Below are 22,781 nucleotides of genomic sequence, written 5' to 3'. Positions count from 1 at the left end.
CTTGCCCCGCCCGGCGGCCTAGCCGATAGGGTGATTCCGGGGGACGGCACCGGGCCGGCCATGATCTTTGAGGAATGAATGGAACCGATCCGTGTTCTGCTTGCCGACGACCAGGCGCTGGTACGCGCCGGCTTCGCCATGATGCTCTCCGTCGAGGATGAGATCGAAGTGGTGGGTGAAGTGGCCAACGGGCAGGAGGCCGTGGACTTCGCCTCGGCCAATGACGTGGACATCATCCTGATGGACGTGCAGATGCCCGTGCTGGACGGTATCCGGGCCACCGAGCAGATCGTGGCGGCAGACCGGGCCAAGGTCATCATCCTCACCACCTTCGAACGCGACGACTACCTCTTCGACGCCATCCAGGCCGGAGCCAGCGGGTTCCTGCTCAAAAACGCCGACCCCGATGACCTGGTTGGCGCAGTCCATTCGGTTGCCTGCGGGCACGCGCTGCTCGCCCCGGAGGTAACCGTGCGGGTGATCGAGCGCTTCGCCCGCCAGCTGGAGGCCGAACGGAACACCGCCGCGGCACCTGCCGGCCCCGCCGCCGGACCCCAGCCCGACCCCGCCCAGCAGCGCCTCCTCGCTTCCCTGACCACCCGCGAACGGGAGGTGCTGGAGCTGGTGGCGGCCGGACTCAGCAACGCCGAAATCGCATCCCGCATGTTCGTTGCGGAGGCTACCGTCAAGACACATGTTTCCAACCTGCTGGGCAAGGTCCAGGTACGTGACCGGGTGCAGGCGGTGGTTTTCGCCTACGAATCCGGACTCATTCTTCCGGGTGAGTCCGGGCGCGAGGCGTAGGCCGCAGCTTCCGCCTGACGGCCGATCCGCCGTCGTGCTCCCTTCCCTAGGCTTGAGGCAGTTACTTTCGAACAACTGTCCGGCTCGCCGGGAAAAGGAGCAGTACCCCCATGCTGCAGGTCCGCAATCTCACCCGAAGGTTCGGTGACAAAACCGCCGTCGACTCGGTGACCTTTGACATCCCTTCGGGCCAAATGACCGGTTTCGTCGGCGCCAACGGTGCCGGCAAGACCACCACCATGCGCATGATCATGGGCGTGCTCAGCACCACGTCCGGCGAGATCCTGCTGGACGGCGCTCCCCTGGACGCCGAAACGCGCTCCAGCTTCGGCTACATGCCCGAAGAACGCGGCCTTTACCCCAAGCAGCCGATCCTGGACCAGCTGGTGTACCTGGGCCAGCTGCACCGGATGAGCTCGGCTGATGCCCGGAAGGGCGCCGTCGAACTGCTGGAGCGCTTTGGGCTGGGCGGACGCACCAAGGACAAACTGGAGTCCCTCTCGCTGGGCAACCAGCAGCGGGTGCAGATCGCCGCATCCCTGCTGCACAAGCCCACAGTGCTGATCCTGGACGAACCGTTCTCCGGCCTGGACCCGGTTGCCGTGGATTCAATGGTGGAACTGCTGCGCGAACGCACGTCCGCCGGAGTTCCGGTGCTCTTCTCCAGCCACCAGCTGGACCTCGTGGACCGGCTCTGCGACAACATGGTTGTGCTGCAGCAGGGCAAGGTGATTGCCTCCGGCACCGGTGACGACCTGCGTGCCAAAGCGGTCAACCGGCACCGCCTCACTATCTCCCCGGATGCCGGCTGGGTGCGCGATGAACCGGGCGTGCGGGTCCTGGACGTTGCCGGCCCCACTGCCATCCTCCAGTTCGACGACGACGACGCGCGCCAGCGCCTGCTGGCCACCGCCCTGACCCGGGGTTCCGTTGAGGAATTCGCCCCGATCCGTCCGTCCCTGAGCGAAATCTACCGTGAGGTCACCGCAGCATGAGCACCGTATCCCGGCCCACCCCGGCGTGGGCGATCGTCACCCTCCGCGAGGTCATGGTCAAGGCCCGCGACCGCAGCTACCTCATCTCCACGCTCGTCACGCTGGTGCTGATCGTCGGCGTCGTCGTCTTCAATGCCTACATGAGCAGCAAGGCGGAGGAGTACACCGTTGCGGTCTCCGATTCCGCCGCCACCACTGTCGTTGACGCGGCGAATGAAGCCGGCCAGGCCGACGGCGGCAACACCAGTTTCCAGGCGGTGGAAGCCTCCGGCGCCGACGCGGCCGAGGAACTGGTCAGCAGTGAAGAGGCCGACGCCGCGCTGACCCGCGAGGCAGACGGCCAATGGATCCTGACCGGCAACGAAGAACTGTCCACCGGTCTGCAGCAGGGCATCGCCGAGGCCCTGCGTGCCTACGCTCTCCAGATCAATGCCGCAGAGGCGGGAACAACACCGGAAGCTCTGCTGGAAGGCAGCGAATTCGAGACCGCCCTGCTGAACGGCAACGCTGAAAACCAGTTCGTTGCCCAGTTCACCGGGTTCGTGTTCGGCTTACTGTTCTACATGGCCGCGATCGTGTTCGGCATGGCGATCGCTACCTCCGTCCTGGAGGAAAAGCAGAACCGCGTGGTGGAAATCCTCGCCACCGCCATTCCGATCCGCCAGCTGCTGTACGGCAAGGTCGCCGGCAACACCATCCTGGCCATGATCCAGCTGGCCCTCTACGCCGGAGCGGCACTGCTCGCCCTGACCTTCACCGGAACCGCGGACTCGGTCAGCACCATCATCCCGGCGTCGGGCTGGTTCCTGGTCTTCTTCCTGGTGGGCTTCCTGATCCTGGCCTCCCTGTGGGCCATGCTCGGCTCCATGGCATCCCGGTCCGAGGACCTGAACAACAGCTCCGGTCCGGTGCTGACCGTGATCATCGCGGCGCTGTTCGCCGGGCTCTTCGCCAAGGGCCAGCTCCTGGTGGTGGCCTCCTTTGTTCCGGTCATTTCCACCGTGGCGATGCCGGTGCGGATGCTCGGCGGGGAGGTGCCGCTGTGGCAGACCTTCGTGTCCCTGGCCATTGCCCTGGCCGCTGCGTATGCGCTGCTGCGCTTCGGCGAGAAGATCTACCGCCGGGCAGTGATGCAGGGCGGCGGTGCGCTGACCTTGCGCAAGGCGATGAAGCTGGAGCAGTAGCCGCTCCCCGCCTCATCCCCCCCTGCCACCCATCGAGAGGCCAGTTACGGCTGGTTTGAGCGGGTGAAGTCATATGGTCGTTGCAACGTTCTGATTGATGGAGCGTTTGATGGTCAAGGTCTTTGCCTCACATGTCCGAACGGATTTTGTGGACTTGGTGTGTTCGGGTGTCCCTGTTGGCGAAGCGGCTCGCCGGCTGGGTGTGTCACGCACCGGTGGCAGGAGGTGGTGGGCCCAGTCTGGTCAGATGAAAGTACATGACGGCAGGGTCGGTGGTTTGCTGGACCGGGCTCCGGACGGGACCGGGCCGGGCCGTGCACTGAGTCTGGCTGAGCGGGGAATGATCCAGATGGGCCGGCGTTCGGGTCTCTCCTATGCCCGGATCGGGGAGCTGACCGGGCGGGACAGATCGGTGATTTGGCGGGAAGTGCAGCGCAACAGCGGCGCTGACGGGGTGTATTACGCCTCAGCGGCCCATGCCAAAGCGCACCAGGCCAGGCGCCGGCCCAAACCGTTGAAGCTCGCCCAGGCCGAGGGTCTTGGCGAGCTGATCGCCCTGTTCATGGACGACGGGTGGAGTCCGCGGCTGATCTCCTCCATGCTGGCGTTTTATTTCCCGGATGATCAGACTATGCAGGTGAGCCACGAGACGATTTACCGGGCCCTTTACGTTCAGGCCCGCGGGACCCTGCGCACCGATCTGGCCCGGAAACTGAGCCTGAAACGCAAAGCCCGCGTCCCGCACAGTGCTGACCGGCACCGCAACAGCCCCTACAAAGACGCGTTCAGGATCAGTCAGCGTCCGGCCGAGGTAGAGGATCGTGCGGTGCCCGGACACTGGGAAGGAGACCTGATTATCGGGGCGAACTCCACCGCGATCGGAACTCTGGTCGAGCGCAGCACCCGGTTCACGATCCTGCTGCACCTGCCCGGGGACCACAGCGCCGAGACGGTGGCAGCAGCGATGATCGATCAGATGGGCAGGCTCCCGGAGCACCTGCGCCTGTCGATCACCTGGGACCGCGGAACCGAGCTGGCGCACTACACCCGGATCCAGACCGCACTGGATACGAAGGTTTACTTCTGCGACCCGCACTCACCCTGGCAGCGCGGAACGAACGAGAACACTAACCGGCTGCTGAGGTTCTGGTTCGAGAAAGGCAGCGACCTCTCCGCCCACACCCAGAACGATCTGGACCGCATCGCAGCAAAGCTCAACCGCAGACCCAGACCAACCCTGGACATGGACACCCCAGCCAACCGGCTGAACATGCTGCTGCAACCAGCAGCCTAACCCCCAGCGTTGCACCCACCACTTGACTTCACCGCGCTCATACGAGCCGTAACTGGCCTCTCGGCGGCGGGCTACGCGTCCTTGAGGTCGATTCCCTTGGTCTCGGGCATCAGCCAGACGGCGACGGCGGTGCAGCCGCAGAGGACCATGATGTAGACGCTGGACATCCAGCCCACATTCCACTCGATCAGCTGCGCGTTCAGGTACGGAGCCGTGCCGCCGAAGACGGCCACGGAGACCGAGTAGGCGAACCCGATCCCCTGGGTCCGCACGCGGGTGGGGAAGTTCTCCGACAGGGTTGCCGAGAGCAGGGCACCGGGAATCGCGACGACGACGAGCGCCAGCGAAGACGCCGCCAGCAGGGTCCACGGGGCGGAACTGATCAGGCCCATGAGCGGCAGCTGCAGCAGGATCATCAGGGCGGCGAAGGCGAGCATCAGCGGCCGCCGGCCCACCGAATCCGAGAGCCTGCCCCAGAACGGCAGGGAAATCAGGGCAATCAGCTGTGCGATGACGGACATCCAGTACGCCGATGCGGCAGGCATGTCCTGCTGCGTGATCGCGTACGTACTGGCGTAGGACGTCCAGGTGTAGTGCGCCGCCGTGATGCCCGAGGTCATGGCAATCATGAGGAGGACGGCCCGGACAATCTGCCAGCGCGGCAGCGGCGCCGGTGCCTCCGCACCGGCAGCAGCGGCGTCGTCGAACACCTCGCTTTCCAGCATGCCCTTGCGCAGGTACAGGGCGGCGAGCGCCAGGAAGGCACCAAGGATGAACGGAATCCGCCAGCCCCACTCAGCAACGGCGCTCTCCCCCAGCACCGCGGTGACCGAACCGCCCACGGTGTAGGCCAGGATTGAGCCGGCGAAGATCGCCACGAACACGATGCTGCCCCACATGCCGCGGCGGTGGTGAGGTGCGATCTCGGCGATGTAGGTATTGGCAGTGGCCGACTCGCCGCCGTGCGCGAAGCCCTGGCCGATCCGCGCCGCGAGCAGGATGACCGAGGCCCAGACGCCGACCGTCTCGTAGCTGGGCATCAGGCCGATCACCAGGGATCCGCCGGCCATCATGAGCATGGTGGTGATCAGGACGAACTTGCGGCCTCTGCGGTCGGCGACCCGGCCGAACACGATCCCGCCCAGCGGGCGCATCAGGAAGCCGACGGCGAACACGGCGAGCGTGGACAGCAGTGCGGAAACCGGGTCGTCCGGGTTGAACATGGCAGCGGCGATGAACGGGGCGAACACCGCGTAGGCGCTCCACTCATACCACTCCAGGATGTTGCCGGCCGTGGTCGCCAGCAGCGACTTTTTCTTTCCCGCGGCGGCTGACGCCGGGTTCGCCGGAAGGGCGGCAGAAGACTGTGCAGACATGATGGCTCCTTTGCCAGTGTTGCATCGGGGTGAGTCGAGCGGGTTGGTCGCATCCCCTCGGAAGGCCAGTTACGGCTCGTTTGGGGCCTCAAAAGAGCCGTAAGTGGCCTTTCGAGGGCGGGGTGGAGGGTGGGACGGGAGGCTAGCTCCGCCGGAGGGTTTCGGCGGCGGTTTCCAGCAGCAGCGGAACACCCTCCTTGAGGGTGGGCCCGAAGGTGTCGCCGGGTCGCTCTCCCTTGAGGTACCGCGTGTAGATGGCCTCGCAGAAAATGGCCGACTTCCACAGCGCCAGCGCCTGGTACCAGGGCAGGTCGGTGACATCGAGGCCGGTCCGGTCCGCGTACCCGGACACCAGCGCCTCCCGGCTCCAGTACCCGGGTTGCCGGGTCACCGAAGTCAGGTCCATCACCGTGGACTCGGCGCCGGGTTCGGCGTAAGTCGCAACGAGGTAGCCAAGGTCCGCCAGCGGGTCGCCCAGGGTGGCCATCTCCCAGTCCAGGATCCCCGTCACCGTGGCCGGCTGCTGCCGCCCGAACATCAGGTTCCCCAGCCGGTAGTCGCCGTGCACCACCGAGGCACGCTGTGACGCCGGCACACCTGCGCCCAGATCCTTCGCCACCTGCGCCACCAGCGGCACGTCCCGCAGGGTGTTCGCTTCCCAGAGCCCGGCGAAGCGCTTTACCTGCCGCTCCAGGTAACCGTCCGCCCGGCCCAGCCCGGAGAGCTCCGGCCCGGTCACGTCCACGCTGTGCAGCCGGGCCAGGGTTTCGACGACGGCGCGGCTGACATCTCCGCGCCGCTTAGGGGTGTCCAAATGTTCCGGTGCGGATCCGGTGATCACGTGTCCGTCCAGGTAGGACATGACGTAGAACGGCACACCCAGCAGGGTTTCATCGCTGCAGACCGCCAGGATCTGCGGCACCGGGATGCCTTCGCCGGACAGCAGCTGCTGGACCCGGGCTTCCCGGACCATGTCATGGGTGGACCGGGGAAGCGGCGGACGTGGTCCGCGGCGCAGCACGAACGATTCCCCTCCGCGGGTGATCCGGTAGGTGATGTTGGACTGCCCGTCGCCGATGCGTTCCCACGCCAGCTCCCCCTCGCCCAGCCCGTGCTCATCCAGGAACCCGGTAACGGCGTCGAGCACCAGCAGCGGCGGACGCTCGAGTGCGGCAGCCTCGGACGAGGCCGCCACCACTTCGGTCCCGTCTGGCCGGGTCTGCAGGCCGCTCACTGTTCCTGCTCCCCGCGTACGACGGCGTTCCCCTGGTAGGGCGCGCCGGCCTCCACTTCCTTCCGCCGCCGGGCAGAGGCCCGCCGGGCGATGGCCCATTTGTGGGTTTCGTTCGAGCCGTCGTAGATCCGGAACGGCCGGACCTCGTTGAGGTACTGGGCCAGCGGCAGCCCGTCGGAGACGCCGTCCCCGCCGCAGAGCTGCACGCAGCGGTCGATCACCCGGTACACGGCCTCGGAGCAGTGCACCTTTGCCACGGAGGACATCGCGGAACCGGCTTTCGGATCAGCAGCCAGCATCTGCGCAGTGCGCGTGATGATGGCAGCCGACGTTTCGATGTCGATCACGCTCTGCGCAATCAGTTCCTGGGCCAGTCCCAGGTCACTGAGCCTGGCACCGAAGATCTCCCGGCGGCTGGTGCGGTCCAGCGCAATGTCCAGCGAGCGCCGTGCCAGGCCGAGCCAGCGCATGCAGTGTGTAAGCCGGGCGGGGCCGAGCCGGACCTGCGCGTATTTGAAGCCCAGTCCCGGTTCGCCCAGCACCGCCGAGTCCGGCACCGCGCAGTTCTCGAAGTACACGTGCGGGTGCCCGCCGCCAATGGTCCGGTCGATGGTGTGGATCAGCTCCCCAACGCGCACGCCCGGGTTGTCCATGTCCACCAGGAACATGGTGGCACCTGGGGGGGCGGCGCCGTCGGCCTCTGTGCGGGCCATGACGATACAGAACCCGGCGCCGAGCGCGCCGGAGGTGAACCGCTTGTGGCCGTTGATGAGCCAGCCGTCCTCGCCCTTCGCCGCGGTGGTCAGCAGCGCGTCGGGGTCCGACCCGGCGCCCGGGTGCGGTTCGGTCATGCCGAAGCAGGAGCGGACGTCCCCGGCTGCCAGCGGCACCAGGTACTGCTGTTTCTGCTCCTGCGTGCCGATGAGTTCGAGCATGTGCATGTTGCCTTCGTCCGGTGCCATGCAGTTCAGGGCCACGGGACCGATCGGCGAATAGCCGGCTTCTTCGAAGATTTCCGGCCAGTCCTGCAGCGGCAGTCCCTGGCCGCCGTATTCCACCGGCACATGCGGTGCGAAGACCCCGGCATCCTTGGCAGCCTGCTGCAGCCGGGCCCGCTCAGACTCGGCCAGCGCTTCTCCCGGAACGGGTTCGGCCGGTATGACTACGTCCCGGATGAACGCGCGGGTGCGCAGACGCAGGTCTTCCACAGCAGCACGGCCGGGTGCGGTGTGCACGGGGGCGCCCATCAGGCGGTGCCTCCGGCAGCCAGCAGGCCGCCGTCGAGCGTCAGGACCTGGCCTGTCACCCACGAGGCATCCGGGGAGACCAGGTAGGTCACGGCGGCAGCAACGTCTTCCGGTGTCCCGAGGCGTCCCAGCGGATAGGCGCCGGTAACGGCTTCCTCCTTGCCTTCATACAGGGCCCGGGAGAAGCGGGTCTTGACCACGGCCGGGGAGACCGCGTTCACCCGGATTTCCGGACCGAGTTCGACGGCGAGGGAGCGGGTCAGGTGCGAAACGGCGGCCTTGCTGATCCCGTACAGGCCGATGCCGGGAGACGGGGTGTCTCCCGAGACGGAGGACAGATTGACCACCGTCCCGCCGCGTTCGCGGAACCCCAGGCCGGTGTGGGCTACGGTGTCCTGCACCCAGGCGAGGGTCCCTATGACGTTGACCTCGAAAATCTTCCGGGCGGCATCCAGGTCCATTTCCACAAGCGGGCCGAAGACCGGGTTGATGCCGGCGTTGTTCACCAGGATGTCCAGCCCGCCGAATTCCGCCGCCACCGTGTTCAGGACATCGGCCCGGTGGACCGGATCATCGGAGGCGCCGGCTACGGCGGTCACGCTGCCGTCCGGGAACTGCGCGGCCGCCTCCTTCAGCGCGTCACTGCGCCGGGCGGTGATGCAGACACGCGCACCGTGGGAGACGAGTTCCCGCGCAATGGCGAGCCCAATCCCGCGGCTCGCGCCGGTGACGACTGCTGTTTTTCCTTGGAGCCCACGGTCAGTTGCCACGGATCATCCTTCCTTTGGGGGTCTCGCGCAGTTCCCGGCGGCGGATCTTGCCGGTCTGCGTCTTGGGCAGGTCATCGATCACGTGCACGGACCGCGGGTATTTGTAGGCGGCCAGGCGTTCCTTCGTGAAGGCAATCAGTTCTTCTTCGGTCGCGGTGCGGCCGGGTTTCAGCGAGACGTAGGCGATCACGGTTTCACCCCGGTAGGCGTCGGGCACTCCGACGACGGCCGCTTCGTACACAGCCGGATGTTCGTAGAGCACGTCCTCCACCTCACGCGGCCAGACCTTGTACCCGGAGACGTTGATCTGGTCCTTCATCCGGTCCACGATGTACACCCAGCCGGACTCGTCCATGGTGGCGACGTCGCCGGTGCGAAGCCTGCCGCCGGGCATGGTCCGGGCCGTCGCTTCCGGGTTGTTCCAGTAGCCGGGGACGATCTGCGGTCCGGAAAGCTCAAGTTCGCCCTGTTCCCCGGGCGGCAGCGGATTTCCAGCGGCATCGATGATGCGGGCCGTCACGTTGGGCAGCGGAAGGCCGATGGACAGGCTGCCGCTGGCCGGGTCCACGGGCGCCTGCACGCCCGGCGGAACGCCGATGACGGCGGACGTCGTTTCGGTCATGCCGAAGATGTTGTGGATGTACGCACCGAAGCGTTCCTGGAACGCCTCCACGGTGGCCGGCGGAATGGGAGCACCGCCGGAGTACAGGGTCTTGGCGGAGGCGAAGTGCGCTTCCGCGGCGTCCTGGACCTGGTAGATGGCGTTGAACACCGTGATGGACCCGGTGGTGCAGGTGACCCGGTGTTCCGCGAAGGCGTCCACCACCACAGCCGGATCGGTGCGGTTCACCATTACCAGCGTGGTGTCCGCGAGCAGCGGGGCGGCGGCATCGATGACGGCGCCGGTGATGTGGAACAGCGGCGCTACGGCCAGCACGGTGTCCCCGGGTTCCAGTCCCATCCAGGCGGAGCACGTCGAGGCAACGTTCAGGATGTTTCCGTGGGTGTTCATCGCGCCCTTGGGCGCTCCCGTGGTTCCGGAGGTGTAAGCCAGCAGGGCGACGTCGTCCTGCGCCAGGACGGGCGTCGCCGGGGCGCGGCCGGCGAATTCAGCGATCCAGGCTGCCATGTCCCCGTCCGACGAGGGCTGCGCCGGTTCCGTGGAGCTGAAGACCCTGGGGTCGCAGCGGCTCTGGTATTCGAGGCCGGAGGTGGTGAGGATCCATTCGACGGCACTGCCTGCGGCGGCAGCCTTTGTTGCCGGATAGAGCGAATCATCGGCGATGATCCCTCTTGCCCCGGAATCTTCAATCAGGTGCCGCAGCTCCCGTTCCTTGTACATCGGATTCATCAGCACGGCGACGGCGCCCAGTTTCCAGAGCCCCAGGAAAGCGATTACGTACTGCGGGATGTTCTGCAGCTGAATGCCGATGCGGTCTCCATGCCCGATTCCCCGGGACTGCAGCGCGGCGGCGAAGGAATCGGAAAGCCCGTCCAGTTCCGCGGCGGTGAGCTGGCCGTCGAAGTACGCGACCGCCTTTCCGTCCGGGTTGGCCTGGACGCGGGCCTTCCAGGCATCCACCAGTGAGGCCGTCCGGACGTCGAGCGTGGTCGAGAGCCCGGGCGGATAGGCCCCCGCCCAGGGCGGTGAGAGCGTCATGTCCTCCACTGCCTGCCTGCTTCCCTGTCATGGTTCCGCAACAACCTTGCGAGCGATCGCTCGGTAGAAGTAGTGTGAAGAACGTCACAAGGTAGTGTCAACCCCCTTTGGCAACCTAAAGTTTTCGACCATGAAGAGATCCGATGACTAAAGCTGCACCGAAGGAACCCGGCTCCGCATCCCGGCCGCCGGCCGCCCGGGACTGGCGCGACTACGCGGTGGATGACCTGCCGCCAATGCTCGCCAGCGCACTGGAGTGCTTCATGGAGCACGGCTACCACGGCACCACCATCCGCCAGCTGGCCGCGCGCACCGGGCTGTCAGTTCCCGGGCTCTACCACTACTACCCCTCGAAACAGGCGCTGCTGGTCGCCATCGCCTCCCACGCCATGAATGACCTGTGGGTCCGCAGCGAGCAGGCCGTTGCCGAAGCCGGCAGCGACCTCTCCCGGCAGTTCGACCTGCTGGTGGAATGCCTGGTGCTCTTCCACGCCCGGCGCCGCGGCCAGGCCTTCATTGCGTTCAGCGAAATCCGCAGCCTCGAAACGGACGCACGCGCCGCCCACATCGCGGCGCGGGACCGGCAGCAGCGGCTTATGGACAGGATCCTGGCAGAGGGCACGGCCGCCGGCATTTTCACGGCGCCGCACCCGCGCGAGGCAGGCACCGCCGTCGTAACCATGTGCACCGGCGTCGCGCAGTGGTTCCGCCTGGACGGTGAACTCTCGCCGGAGGAACTGGCCGAACGTTACCGGGTCATCGCCCGGATGGCTGTGGGCGCCCGGGTTCTTTAGCGAGGCGCTGGATGACGACGCCGCTAGGGGGCAGCAGGCGGCCCGCCGGCAGGCGCGCTGCCACCCGGCACACCACCAGCCGGCGGTTCGCCGCCGGGTCCGCCCGCTCCGCCGGGCCCGCCTGACCCTCCCCCGGGTCCGCCGGATCCGCCCGTTCCTGCGCCGGGCGCATCTCCTCCTGCCGGTCCGCCCATTCCCCCGCCAGGTTCGGTGCGGGTATCAACGGCGGCGGTCAGGGAGACCGAGTAACCCTGTTCGATGCTGCCGGTAACGGCGCCGAGCTGGCTCACGCCGCCGTCGTCGCCAAAAACGCTGTCACTGGCCAGGGTGACCTGGGCGAGGTTCCGCACGGAGGTTTCATAGCCCGCAGTGGCATACACCGCTTTGCAGGCATCCTCAGGCAGGGCTACCTGGGACGTTGCTATTGCGTTCGCCGAATCTGTGATCGACGCTTCGTCTGGATAGACCTCAAAGTGGATGTGCGGCCAGCGGCCGGAGTAGCAGGCAGGGAAAATGCTGGTGAACCGGACGACGCCGCCGGCGTCTGCGATCTGGACCCCCCGGAGGTAATTCTGGTCCTCCACACCTTCCGAATACATTGAGTACAGGCCCTCCCGGGTGCAGTGCCAGACGTACACTGCCACGCCGGCGAAGGGGGCACCGCCATTGGTGAGGTCGGTGATCCTCAGCTCCAGGGCCATCGGAATGCCCTCGGCAGTTCCGGAGGATTCGCCGAAGCTGGAGCGGATATCGCTGCGTACGATTCCGCTCTGCTCCAGCACATCCGGTCCGTTGGACCCGTCCCCCGGGTACGGGCCGGCCGTCTCGTCCGGAATCTCGCCGCCGCCAGCCTCCGACGCAGCTCCGCAGGCGGCCAGGGCCAGGGTGAGCCCGCCGACTCCAAAGGCCTTCAGCAGCTGCCGGCGCTGAAGCAGTGTGCCGACGTCGAACGCCAGCCCCTGGTCCTCCAGGTCCTCATGCGGGCGCGGCAGCGGGCGTCCCTGATATACGGATTTTTCTGGTTTGTGCGGCATTTTTCTCCTCGGCTCACGGGTTTCCCCGGATTGAGGTTAGGCCGCCTTTCTGAGTCCGAGCTGAGCAGGCACCTGCCCGTCAGCGGCGGCTGCGGCAGGCTACGCGTACAGCTCGTCCAGCAGCGCCAGGCCCCGCTGCGCCCAGGCGATTTCGGATTCAGCCCGAGCGGTGAGTCCCTCATAGGTGAACCGCTTGAAGGCCGCCACCCGGTCATGGTCGCCGGCCGGAACGGTGGCCAGCCGGCGGTTCAGCATGTCCGAGGTGCCGCCGTCGATTTCCTTGATCTTCTGCTGCCACTGCAGCAGGCGGGCACCGTAGTGTTCCGCGTGGGCCTGCAGCTGGCTGCGGGCAGACTCCGGATCCGCCCATTCCAGGTACGCGGCCTTGAGATGCATGGGATCGCGTTCCCGCGGGTAGTCCAGCTGGGTGTTGATCCAGTTCCGGAACGCCTCCCGGCCGGCGTCCGTCACGTGGTACTGCCGCTTGCGGCCCTTGGTGCCCCAGGCGACTTCCTCGCCTTCCAGCAGCCCGTCCCGCTCCATGCGCCGAAGCTCCGGGTAAATCTGCGAATCCGGTGCGTGCCAGACGTAGCCAACGGAGGACTCGAACTGCTTATACAGGTCATAGCCGGTCATTGGCTCCACGTTCAGCAGTGCCAGCAGCGCGTACCGAAGGCTCATCACGGCCTCTTCTCTCAAAGAAATCCCTTGCCTAACCACTATAGGCATAGATACTGTGGCGCATATCACTAACTATCTATGCCGATAGTTAGTTGTACCGCCGCATCAGTGCTGATGCTCCTGGAAGGAACCGCAATGACCGCCGTCTCGACCGATACACAGGCCCAGAGCTCCACCACCAGCAAGGTGCTGGGCTACCCGCTGAACGCCTGGTACGTGGCTGCCTGGGACCACGAAGTGACCCGCAAACCCATGTCCCGCCGAATCGCCGACCGGCCGCTGGCGCTGTACCGGACCGAGGACGGCAAGGCCGTTGCCCTGGCCGATGCCTGCTGGCACCGCCTGGCACCGCTGTCCATGGGCAAGACCACCGGCCGGGACGGAATCCAGTGCCCGTATCACGGCATTGTCTACAACTCCGCCGGCCGCTGCATTTCCATGCCCGCGCAGGAGACCATCAACCCCAGCGCCACGGTGCCGTCCTTCCCGGTCATCGAACGCCACCGCTACGTCTGGGTGTGGCTCGGCGATCCCACACTGGCCGATCCGGACGCCGTGCCGGACATGCACCAGCTGTCCTCCGACGAATGGGCCGGCGACGGCGAGACCATCTTTGCGCCCTGCAACTACCAGCTCGTGCTGGATAACCTCATGGACCTCACCCATGAGGAGTTCGTCCATTCCTCCTCCATCGGCCAGGACGAGCTGAGCGAATCCGAATTCATCGTCACGCACGACGAGGACACCGTCACCGTGACCCGCTGGATGCTCAACATCGACGCGCCGCCCTTCTGGCTCAAGAACATGCGGGACAAGTTCCCCGGGTTCGAAGGCAAAGTGGACCGGTGGCAGATCATCACCTACCGCGCGCCGTCGACCATCAACATTGACGTAGGCGTGGCCAAGGCAGGAACCGGCGCCCCGCAGGGTGACCGGAGCCAGGGCGTGAACGGATTCGTCATGAACACCATCACCCCCGAGACGGCGAAAACCTGCCACTACTTCTGGGCCTTCATGCGCAATTACCGGCTGGACAGCCAGCTCATCACCACCCAGCTGCGCAACGGCGTCCACGGCGTGTTCGGCGAAGATGAGGAAATGCTCGCCGCGCAGCAGGCCGCGATCGACGCGAACCCGGACTACGAGTTCTACAACCTGAACATCGACGCCGGAGGCATGTGGGTGCGCCGGCTGATTGAACGCCGGCTTGAGGCCGAGGGGCGGCGTCCGGACGGAAGCAGGCTTCCGGGCGGCAGCCGGCAGAGTGCGGCACTGGGCTAGGCAATGGCTGCAACGAACGTCGAAGTCTGGCAGCGCGCCGTCGTCCGCGAAACCCGCGACGTCGCAGAAGGCATCCGCCGCATCGTGCTGGAACCCGCGCAGCCGGTTCCAGCCGCAGCCGGAACCCACGTTGACGTCATGGTCTCCATTGACGGGGAACAGGTCCGCCGCTCCTACTCAATCGTCGAAGCACCGGACGGCGGAAGGGAACTGGCCATCAGCGTCTTCCGCACCGCGGCCTCACGCGGCGGGTCCATCTTCATGCACACACTGGCACCGGGCGATGAGCTGGAGATCACCCAGCCGCTGCAGAACTTTCCGCTGCGGGTGGGGGCCCCGCGCTATGTCCTGCTGGCCGGCGGGGTAGGCATCACCGCCATCCTGAACATGGCGCGTGTGCTGAAGAACGTGAAGGCCGACTACCGCCTGGTCTATGCCGGACGGAACCGCAGTGCCATGGCGTACCTGGCGGAACTGCAGGCGGAGCACGGCAGCGCGCTTGAAGTCCATGTGGACTCCGAGGGCAGCGCGCTTTCCGTTACGGAATTGGTCGATGGGCTGGAGGACGGAACGGAACTGTACATGTGCGGGCCGATCCGCCTGATGGACGCTGTACGCCGCTCCTGGCGGGCCCGGGAGCTGGACCCCGCCAACCTGCGGTACGAAACATTCGGCAACTCCGGCTGGTACCGGCCCGAGGAGTTCATTGTCCGGGTTCCGCGCCTGGGCCTTGAAACCCGGGTGGGGCCGGGACGGTCCATGCTCGAAGCGCTGGAAGACGCCGGCGCCGACATGATGTTCGACTGCCGGAAGGGCGAATGCGGGCTGTGCGAAGTCCGGATCCTTGACCTGGAAGGCACCGTTGACCACCGGGACGTCTTCTACAGCGAACGCCAGCAGCGGGCCCGGGAGAAGATGTGCTGCTGCGTCTCGCGTGCCGTCACAGATCCTGCCGCAGCGCCCGGAACTTCCGGGCTCCGGGCCGGTCCCGCCGTCGTCACCATTGAGGTCTCCTAAACAGTTCTGTGATACGTCTTACGAAGGCGCGGCCGCTACCTGCCTGAGCAGGCATGAAGCCGCGCATTCGTATAGATTGAACTGAGCATTCCGCATAACGGAATGGTCGGTGAGTCACCGAATTACTTTGAGGGGACCCCGCCCTCAACCGAGAGGCTGCATATGAGCGTCAGTGAAGACAGAACGGACATCCTCAGCGGGCTGACCAGCCAGCTGCCGGATCGTGACCCGGAAGAAACCGCGGAATGGATTGAATCCCTTGACGAGCTGATCCGCTCGCAGGGCACAGAGCGTGCGCAGTTCATCATGCGCTCGCTGCTCCAGCGGGCAGGTTCCCGCTCCGTTGGTGTTCCCATGGTGACCACCACCGACTACGTCAACACCATTCCCGTGGACCAGGAACCCGAGTTCCCCGGCGACGAAGAAACCGAACGCCGTTACCGCGCCTGGCTGCGCTGGAACGCCGCCGTCATGGTGCACCGCGCGCAGCGCCCGGGCATCGGCGTCGGCGGCCACATCTCCACCTATGCCGGTGCCGCCACCCTGTACGAAGTCGGCATGAACCACTTCTTCCGCGGCAAGGACCACCCCGGCGGCGGCGACCAGGTCTTCTTCCAGGGCCACGCCTCCCCCGGCGTGTACGCCCGGGCCTTCCTTGAAGGCCGCCTGAGCGAGGAAGACCTCGACGGCTTCCGGCAGGAGAAGTCCCGCGAGGGACACGCCCTGTCCTCCTACCCGCACCCGCGGAACATGCCGGACTTCTGGGAGTTCCCCACCGTTTCCATGGGCATCGGTCCCATGAACGCCATCTACCAGGCACAGTCCAACCGCTACCTGCACAACCGCGGGCTCAAGGACACCTCCGACCAGCACGTCTGGGCCTTCCTGGGTGACGGCGAAATGGACGAGCCGGAATCGCGCGGCCTGCTCCAGCTCGCCGCCAACGACAAGCTGGACAACCTGACCTTCGTGGTCAACTGCAACCTGCAGCGCCTTGACGGACCCGTCCGCGGCAACGGCAAGATCATGCAGGAACTGGAAGCATTCTTCCGCGGTGCCGGCTGGAACGTCATCAAGGTTGTCTGGGGCCGCGAGTGGGACTCGCTGCTGGAGAAGGACAACGACGGCGCGCTGGTGGACATCATGAACTCCACGCTCGACGGCGATTACCAGACCTACAAGGCCGAGTCCGGCGGATTCGTGCGCGAACACTTCTTCGGCAAGACTCCGCAGACCAAGGACATGGTTGCCGACCTGACCGACCAGGAAATCTGGAACCTCAAGCGCGGCGGGCACGACTACCGCAAGGTTTACGCCGCATACAAGGCTGCCACCGAGTTCAAGGGCAAGCCGACCGTCATCCTGGCGCACACGGTCAAGGGCTACGGCCTGGGCACGCACTTCGAAGCCCGCAACGCCACGCACCAGATGAAGAAGCTGACGCTGGAGGACCTGAAGGCCTTCCGCGACCACCTGCGCATCCCCATCACGGATGAGCAGCTGGAAGCTGATCCGTACCAGCCGCCGTACTACCACCCGGGAGCTGACTCTCCGGAGATCAAGTACCTGCTGGAGCGCCGCCGGGAACTGGGCGGCAACGTGCCCGAACGCCGGGAGAAGCATGCACCGGTGAAGCTGCCGGAAGCATCTGCCTACGAGGTAGCCAACCGCGGCTCGGGCAAGCAGCTGGCGGCCACCACCATGGCGTTTGTCCGCCTGCTCAAGGACCTCATGCGGGACAAGGAATTCGGCAAGCGCATTGTGCCGATCATCCCGGACGAGGCCCGTACCTTCGGCATGGACTCCTTCTTCCCGACGGCGAAGATCTACAACCCCAAGGGCCAGAACTACCTTTCCGTGGACCGGGACCTCGTCCTGGCCTACAAGGAGTCCCCGCAGGGCCAGATTGTGCACGTGGGCATCAACGAAGCCGGTTCCATCGCAGCGTTCACCGCTGCCGGCAGCTCCTACGCCACGCACGGCGAGCCGCTGATCCCGGTCTACGTCTTCTACTCGATGTTCGGGTTCCAGCGCACCGCCGACTACATCTGGGCAGCTGCTGACCAGATGGCGCGCGGTTTCCTGATCTCCGCCACCGCCGGCCGCACCACCCTGACCGGTGAAGGCCTGCAGCACGCCGACGGGCACTCCCCGATCCTGGCCTCCACCAACCCCGCGGTGAAGACCTACGACCCGGCGTACGGCTACGAGATCGGGCACATCATGCGCCGCGGCCTCGAAGAGATGTACGGAGAGGATTCCGAAGACCGGAACCTGATCTACAACATCATGGTTTACAACGAGCCGATCCTTCAGCCGAAGGCACCGGAAGACCTGGACGTTGAAGGTGTCATCAAGGGCATCTACAAGGTCTCGGCCTCCGACGCCGAAGGCCCCAAGGCCCAGCTGCTCGCTTCCGGCGTTGCGGTTCCGTGGGCCCTGGAAGCACAGAAGCTGCTCGCCAGCGACTGGGGAGTTTCCGCCGACGTCTGGTCGGTTACGTCCTGGAACGAACTGCGCCGTGACGGCCTGGCAGCCGAGGAAGAGGCCTTCCTCAACCCCGGCTCCGAACCGCGAGTGCCGTTCGTGACCAAGCAGCTGGCCGGCGCCGAAGGACCGATTGTGGCCTCCACGGACTACATGAAGGCCGTTCCGGACCAGATCCGCCAGTTCGTACCGAACGACTTCGCGTCCCTGGGCGCCGACGACTTCGGCTTCGCTGACACCCGTGCAGCGGCCCGGCGCTACTTCAAGATCGACAGCCACTCGATGGTGGTCAAGACCCTGCAGCTGCTCGCCGGCCGCGGTGAAGTGGACAAGGACGCTCCGCGCCTGGCGATGGAGAAGTACGACCTGCTGAACGTGAACGCCGGCACCAGCGGCAACGCAGGCGGCGACGCCTAGGCTTCCCCGCCACACGCAGCAGGGGCCGGAAACCGTACGCGGTTTCCGGCCCTTGCTGCGTCTGCGGTGCGTTTAGCGGCGGCTGAGGTCGTCTGCGATTTCCTGCGCCGCCGCCTGCAGCAGCGGAACGGCCCGACGTCCGAAGGCTTCGTCCACCCGGGACACGGGCCCGGAGACAGAGATCGCGGTGGGGCTGGGCGCCCCCGGTACGGCTGCCGCAAAGCACCGCACTCCCAGTTCCTGTTCCTGCTCGTCCACGGACCAGCCGCGTCCGCGGATCAGTTCAAGGTCCGCCAGCAGCTCATCGATGCCGGTGATGCTTGCCTGCGTCGCCGCGGGCAGGCCGGTGCGGGAGATGATCCCGCGGACCTGCTCGTCAGGGAGCTGGGCCAGGATGGCCTTTCCGACGCCGGTCGCATGGCTGTGGGCGCGCCGGCCCACCTCGGTGAAGGTCCGCATTGAATGCCTCGAGGGCGCCTGGGCGATGTAGAGCACCTGGTCCGAATCCAGGACTGCCATGTTGGCTGTCTCGCCCAGCTCGTCAACCAGCCTCCGCAGCACCGGCATGGCCAGCGCTCCGAGCTGGGCGGTGGCGCCTTCTCCCAGCCGAATCAGCCGCGGCCCCAGCGCGTAGCGGCGGTTGGGCAGCTGACGCACGTATCCCAGGCCCACCAGCGTCCGCAGCAGGCGGTGGATGGTGGGCAGCGGCAGGTCAGCGGTGGCGGCGAGCTCGCTGAGCGCCGCCGAGCCGCCGGCGTCGGTTAGCAGCTCAAGCAGCTCAAAGACCCGCTCGACGGACTGGACACCGGATCCAGTGGTTCGCTCAGCCATCAGGGGCGGTCCTTCCGGTACGGTTCACCGAGGCGAACACTTCAGCACTGAATCCATTGTCATTCCGTATCGCAAACAATATTATCCGTGATACGGAATACAAAGTGCAGGGAGGAGAATCCTATGGCCGTCCCCGGCCCTGGCAATTCAATCGCCCTGCGGGTCAAATCGCCGTCGGACGTCGGTGCGGCCAGCGCCCTGGCAGCTGCCGTGGGGGCGGCTGGAGCCACTCTCACCGGCCTGGACGTCGTCGAATCCGCACAGCGTTTCCTCCTGATCGACATCACCTGCAACACCGCGGACGCTGCGCACGCCGCCCGGGTGCAGCAGTCCCTGGAACAGCTCGACGGCGTCAGTGTCCAAAGCGTCACCGACCGGACCTTCTCCATGCACCTGGGCGGCAAGATCGGCGTCGTACCCACCGTAGCCCTCGATGACCGGGACAATCTCTCCCGTGCCTACACTCCCGGCGTTGCCCGTGTATGCCTCGCCATTGCCGAGGACCCGGCACAGGCCCGGCGGCTGACCACCAAGGGCCACACCGTGGCCGTGGTGACGGACGGTTCAGCGGTGCTCGGTCTGGGCAGCATTGGCCCGGCTGCGGCGCTGCCCGTCATGGAGGGCAAGGCCGCACTGTTCAAGCACTTCGGCGGAGTGGATGCCTGGCCCGTGTGCCTGGACACCCAGGACACCGAAGAAATCATTCGCGTGGTCAAGGCGATCGCTCCGTCCTACGGCGGGATCAACCTGGAGGACATCGCTGCACCGCGCTGTTTCGAGATTGAGCGCCGGCTGCGGGATGAACTGAAGATTCCCGTCTTCCACGATGACCAGCACGGCACCGCAGTCATCACCCTGGCGGCACTGCACAATGCGCTGCGCGTGGTGGGCAAGGAACTGGATTCGGTGCGGATTGTCATTGCCGGGGCTGGTGCTGCCGGTTCGGCCATCACCCGTCTGCTGCTCGCGGCCGGGGCAGCCCGTGTCATCGTGTACGGAAAGGAGGGGGCGGTCAGCGCCGGCGGGGAACAGCCTGATCCCAACCGTGCCTGGCTGGCAGCCCACACCAACCAAAGCCGGTTCACCGGACCGCTGTCCGCGGCGCTGGCCGGAGCAGATGTCTTTATCGGCGTCAGCGCGCCCGGCATCGTTTCCGAAGCAGACGTCGAATCCATGGCACCGGACGCCGTCGTGTTCGCGCTGGCCAACCCGGACCCCGAGGTGGACCCGGCAGCGGCCGCCCGGCACGCCGCCGTCGTGGCCACCGGGCGCAGCGACTTCCCCAACCAGATCAACAATGTCCTGGTGTTCCCCGGATTCTTCCGCGGGCTGCTGGATTCCGGGGCCGCGGACTTTTCCGACGCCATGCTGATGGCAGCCGCCCAGGCCATCGCGGACCGGGTCACACCGGCAGAACTGTCAGCCGCGTACATCGTGCCCAGTGTCTTTGATCCGGGCGTCGCTCCGGCGGTGGCTGCGGCGGTTGCAGCTGCCGCCGGTCCCGCCTCCGCGCCGGCGGCCGCGCAGTGACCCCGGACGCTGCCGCCCACCGCGGCCTCAGGGCCGGGGACTATGAGCACGTTGCCCGCTCGCTGCGCGCTACGGATGAGCTGCTGGCCTCTGCCTATCCCGGGGACGACGGCACCCGGCAGCCCGTGCACACGGTCTACGTTCCCGCGGACACGTTCACGCCCGGCCTTCCCGCTGAATGGGGCCGGCAGGGGCTTGCAGCCGTGCAGGAGGAGGACGGACTGGACCGGCTCGCTTCCCGGCTGCAGCTTGGGGAACCGGATGTCCTGGCGGACCTGGTGGCACGGAAGCTCTCCTCCGAGCCGATCGAGGACCTCCGGCTGGACTTTGAAGACGGCTACGGTACCCGCCCGCATGACGCCGAAGACGCCGATGCGGCCTCCGCCGGGCGTGCCGTGGCAGCGGCTGCTGTGGCCGGCACCAGTCCGGCGTTTATCGGCATCCGGTTCAAATCCCTCGAGGCAGGCACCCGTGAGCGCGGCCTGCGCACCCTTGACCTCTTTCTCTCCGCACTGCTCGCCGAACTCGCAGCTAGTGGGCAGGATCTGCCGGATGGACTCAGGCTCACCCTGCCCAAAGTCAGCACAGCGGCCCAGGTGGAGGCCATGGCTTTCGTCTGCGCACGGCTGGAGGAAGCGCATGGCCTGCCGCCCGGCCGGCTGCGGTTCGAAGTGCAGGTCGAAACCCCGCAGGTGATTCTGGGAGCGGACGGCACGGCTGCCGTTGCCCGGCTGCTGCATGCTGCCCCCGGACGCGTCAGCGGCCTGCACTACGGCACGTACGACTACAGTGCAGCGCTGGGAATCGCCCCGGAACACCAGTCCCTGGAGCATCGGGCGGCAGACTATGCCAAAACCGTCATGCAGGCCGCGGCAGCGGGCACCGGAGTGCGGCTGTCCGACGGATCAACAAACATCCTGCCGGCGGGCAATGCTGAGAGCATGCTCCGGGCGTGGAAACTGCATGCCCGGCTGGTTTCCCGCTCGCTGGCCGCCGGTTTCTACCAGGGCTGGGACCTGCACCCGGCGCAGCTGCCCACGCGCTACCTCGCCACCTACGCGTTCTACCGCAGCGGCTTTCCTGCCGCGGTGCAGCGGGTGGGGAACTATGTTCACCAGAGGGAGAGCAGCATCCTTGATGAGCCGGCAACAGCCAGGGCGCTGGCCCGGTTCATTCAACGGGCAGCAGCCTGCGGAGCGGTAGCCGCGGCGGAGGTTTCCGCTGCAGGTGTCTCCCCAAGGGAACTGGACCGCATTGCCCGTCCTCGAGAAACGGAGCACGCATGAGCCGCTACTACGCCCCCGCTGCCGGGCTGCCGCCACAGACCGCGCTGCTTTCCGGCCGGGCGGTGGTCACCGGGGCATACACCGTCATCCCGCGCGGAGTCCTGCGGGACATCGTGGCCAGTGTCCTGCCGGAATGGCAGGACACCCGTGCCTGGATCCTCAACCGGCCGGTCGCCGGCGGCGCCACCACTTTCGCCCAGTACCTGATGGAGGTGGCCCCGGGCGGCGGAGCGAGGACACCCGAGCCGCAGCAGCACGTGGAATCGTTTGTCTTCGTGCTCGACGGCGGCCCGCTGGCCCTCACGATCGACGGCGAGCGCCACGAGCTGCGCCCGGGCGGCTTTGCCTACCTGCCGCCGGAACGCGTCTGGGAAGCAGCCAACGACGGCGGTGAACCGGCACGCTTCCAGTGGATCCGGAAGGCGTACGAGCCGCTGGCCGGGCACACCCCTGCCGTCGTCGTCGGGCACGAACGCGAGATTGAACCGGTGGGCATGCCCGGGGCAGAGAACAAATGGCGCACCACCCGGATGCTGCCGGTTGATGACCTGGCGTATGACATGCACGTCAACGTAGTCACCTTTGAACCCGGAGCCTCGATCCCGTTCGCTGAAACGCATGTGATGGAGCACGGGATCTACGTACTGGAGGGCAAGGGCGTGTACCGGCTGAACGAGGACTGGGTGGAGGTGCAGGAAGGCGACTATCTGTCCCTGCGGGCTTTCTGTCCCCAGGCCTGTTACGCCGGCGGGCCCTCCAGCTTCCGGTACCTGCTGTACAAGGACGTCAACCGGCAGGTTCTGCTGTGATCCCGAAGGACCCCGCGCACTCCGTGTTTTCCCAGTCCAGCAGTCGGCTG

Annotated in this window: 19 protein-coding genes; 11 read left to right on the top strand and 8 right to left on the bottom strand. The window is 66.5% G+C overall.

What is annotated here, in order from left to right; translation table 11 throughout:
• Nucleotides 1–78 precede the first annotated feature (78 nt).
• The 4 genes from NGB94_RS08265 (at nt 79) to NGB94_RS08250 (ending at nt 4,277) form a co-directional block, all read left to right on the top strand.
• On the top strand, nt 79–804 hold the full coding sequence (locus NGB94_RS08265) for a response regulator transcription factor (RefSeq protein WP_325790142.1): 726 nt from the start codon (nt 79–81) through the stop codon (nt 802–804).
• A 110-nt stretch (nt 805–914) separates the two neighbouring features.
• Nucleotides 915–1,799, top strand: coding sequence for an ATP-binding cassette domain-containing protein (locus tag NGB94_RS08260; protein ID WP_325790141.1), 885 nt, complete (start codon nt 915–917; stop codon nt 1,797–1,799).
• Nucleotides 1,796–2,983: an ABC transporter permease gene (locus NGB94_RS08255; protein ID WP_325790140.1), complete on the top strand. Its 1,188-nt coding sequence runs from the start codon at nt 1,796–1,798 to the stop codon at nt 2,981–2,983. The genes NGB94_RS08260 and NGB94_RS08255 overlap by 4 nt, the downstream gene beginning before the upstream one ends.
• Nucleotides 2,984–3,092: 109 nt before the next feature.
• Nucleotides 3,093–4,277, top strand: a complete 1,185-nt coding sequence (locus NGB94_RS08250; protein WP_418910626.1) for an IS30 family transposase — start codon at nt 3,093–3,095, stop codon at nt 4,275–4,277.
• 71 nt (nt 4,278–4,348) lie between these two features.
• Here NGB94_RS08250 and NGB94_RS08245 read toward each other — a convergent pair whose 3' ends face one another.
• The 5 genes from NGB94_RS08245 to NGB94_RS08225 form a co-directional block, all read right to left on the bottom strand.
• Complete coding sequence (locus NGB94_RS08245; protein WP_325790138.1) at nt 4,349–5,653, bottom strand: MFS transporter; 1,305 nt, start codon at nt 5,651–5,653, stop codon at nt 4,349–4,351.
• A gap of 142 nt (nt 5,654–5,795) precedes the next feature.
• Nucleotides 5,796–6,887, bottom strand: a complete 1,092-nt coding sequence (locus NGB94_RS08240; protein ID WP_325790137.1) for a phosphotransferase family protein — start codon at nt 6,885–6,887, stop codon at nt 5,796–5,798.
• Entirely contained in the window at nt 6,884–8,134 is a 1,251-nt protein-coding gene (locus NGB94_RS08235) for an acyl-CoA dehydrogenase family protein (RefSeq protein WP_325790136.1), read from the bottom strand. The genes NGB94_RS08240 and NGB94_RS08235 overlap by 4 nt, the downstream gene beginning before the upstream one ends.
• Complete coding sequence (locus NGB94_RS08230; protein ID WP_325790135.1) at nt 8,134–8,904, bottom strand: SDR family oxidoreductase; 771 nt, start codon at nt 8,902–8,904, stop codon at nt 8,134–8,136. The genes NGB94_RS08235 and NGB94_RS08230 overlap by 1 nt, the downstream gene beginning before the upstream one ends.
• On the bottom strand, nt 8,894–10,564 hold the full coding sequence (locus NGB94_RS08225; RefSeq protein WP_325790134.1) for a class I adenylate-forming enzyme family protein: 1,671 nt from the start codon (nt 10,562–10,564) through the stop codon (nt 8,894–8,896). The genes NGB94_RS08230 and NGB94_RS08225 overlap by 11 nt, the downstream gene beginning before the upstream one ends.
• Nucleotides 10,565–10,707: 143 nt before the next feature.
• Here NGB94_RS08225 and NGB94_RS08220 point away from each other — a divergent pair, with 143 nt between their 5' ends.
• Nucleotides 10,708–11,358 carry a TetR family transcriptional regulator gene (locus tag NGB94_RS08220; RefSeq protein ID WP_325790133.1) on the top strand — a complete coding sequence of 217 codons (651 nt, stop codon included), beginning with the start codon at nt 10,708–10,710 and terminating at the stop codon, nt 11,356–11,358.
• Nucleotides 11,359–11,381: 23 nt separating this feature from the next.
• Here NGB94_RS08220 and NGB94_RS08215 read toward each other — a convergent pair whose 3' ends face one another.
• Both NGB94_RS08215 and NGB94_RS08210 read right to left on the bottom strand, forming a co-directional pair.
• Nucleotides 11,382–12,392: an intradiol ring-cleavage dioxygenase gene (locus NGB94_RS08215; RefSeq protein WP_325790132.1), complete on the bottom strand. Its 1,011-nt coding sequence runs from the start codon at nt 12,390–12,392 to the stop codon at nt 11,382–11,384.
• A gap of 99 nt (nt 12,393–12,491) precedes the next feature.
• Nucleotides 12,492–13,073 (bottom strand): helix-turn-helix transcriptional regulator, encoded by a 582-nt coding sequence (locus NGB94_RS08210; RefSeq protein WP_325790196.1) that lies wholly within the window; start codon nt 13,071–13,073, stop codon nt 12,492–12,494.
• A 135-nt stretch (nt 13,074–13,208) separates the two neighbouring features.
• On the opposite strand from NGB94_RS08210, the gene NGB94_RS08205 reads away from it, so the two are divergent.
• From NGB94_RS08205 to aceE, 3 genes are all read left to right on the top strand, one after another.
• A complete protein-coding gene (locus tag NGB94_RS08205) occupies nt 13,209–14,354 on the top strand; it encodes an aromatic ring-hydroxylating dioxygenase subunit alpha (RefSeq protein WP_325790131.1) in 1,146 nt (381 codons plus the stop codon).
• A 3-nt stretch (nt 14,355–14,357) separates the two neighbouring features.
• A complete protein-coding gene (locus NGB94_RS08200; protein ID WP_325790130.1) occupies nt 14,358–15,371 on the top strand; it encodes a PDR/VanB family oxidoreductase in 1,014 nt (337 codons plus the stop codon).
• A gap of 162 nt (nt 15,372–15,533) precedes the next feature.
• Complete coding sequence (gene aceE, locus NGB94_RS08195; RefSeq protein WP_325790129.1) at nt 15,534–18,275, top strand: pyruvate dehydrogenase (acetyl-transferring), homodimeric type; 2,742 nt, start codon at nt 15,534–15,536, stop codon at nt 18,273–18,275.
• A 72-nt stretch (nt 18,276–18,347) separates the two neighbouring features.
• On the opposite strand, the gene NGB94_RS08190 is transcribed toward aceE, so the two are convergent.
• Nucleotides 18,348–19,106, bottom strand: a complete 759-nt coding sequence (locus tag NGB94_RS08190; protein WP_325790128.1) for an IclR family transcriptional regulator — start codon at nt 19,104–19,106, stop codon at nt 18,348–18,350.
• 123 nt (nt 19,107–19,229) lie between these two features.
• Here NGB94_RS08190 and NGB94_RS08185 point away from each other — a divergent pair, with 123 nt between their 5' ends.
• From NGB94_RS08185 to NGB94_RS08175, 3 genes are read left to right on the top strand one after another with little or no spacing between them, the layout of a single operon-like run.
• Nucleotides 19,230–20,636, top strand: coding sequence for an NADP-dependent malic enzyme (locus NGB94_RS08185; RefSeq protein WP_325790127.1), 1,407 nt, complete (start codon nt 19,230–19,232; stop codon nt 20,634–20,636).
• Nucleotides 20,633–21,922 carry a DUF6986 family protein gene (locus NGB94_RS08180; protein ID WP_418910623.1) on the top strand — a complete coding sequence of 430 codons (1,290 nt, stop codon included), beginning with the start codon at nt 20,633–20,635 and terminating at the stop codon, nt 21,920–21,922. The genes NGB94_RS08185 and NGB94_RS08180 overlap by 4 nt, the downstream gene beginning before the upstream one ends.
• On the top strand, nt 21,919–22,731 hold the full coding sequence (locus NGB94_RS08175) for a bifunctional allantoicase/(S)-ureidoglycine aminohydrolase (protein ID WP_325790126.1): 813 nt from the start codon (nt 21,919–21,921) through the stop codon (nt 22,729–22,731). The genes NGB94_RS08180 and NGB94_RS08175 overlap by 4 nt, the downstream gene beginning before the upstream one ends.
• The last annotated feature ends 50 nt before the right edge of the window (nt 22,732–22,781 follow it).

Origin of the sequence: Arthrobacter koreensis, from assembly GCF_035792275.1 — a bacterium.
Classification (GTDB): Bacteria; Actinomycetota; Actinomycetes; order Actinomycetales; family Micrococcaceae; genus Arthrobacter_B; species Arthrobacter_B koreensis_A.
The sequence above is the reverse complement of the archived record's forward strand: the minus strand, read 5'-3'. Positions and strand labels throughout refer to the sequence as shown.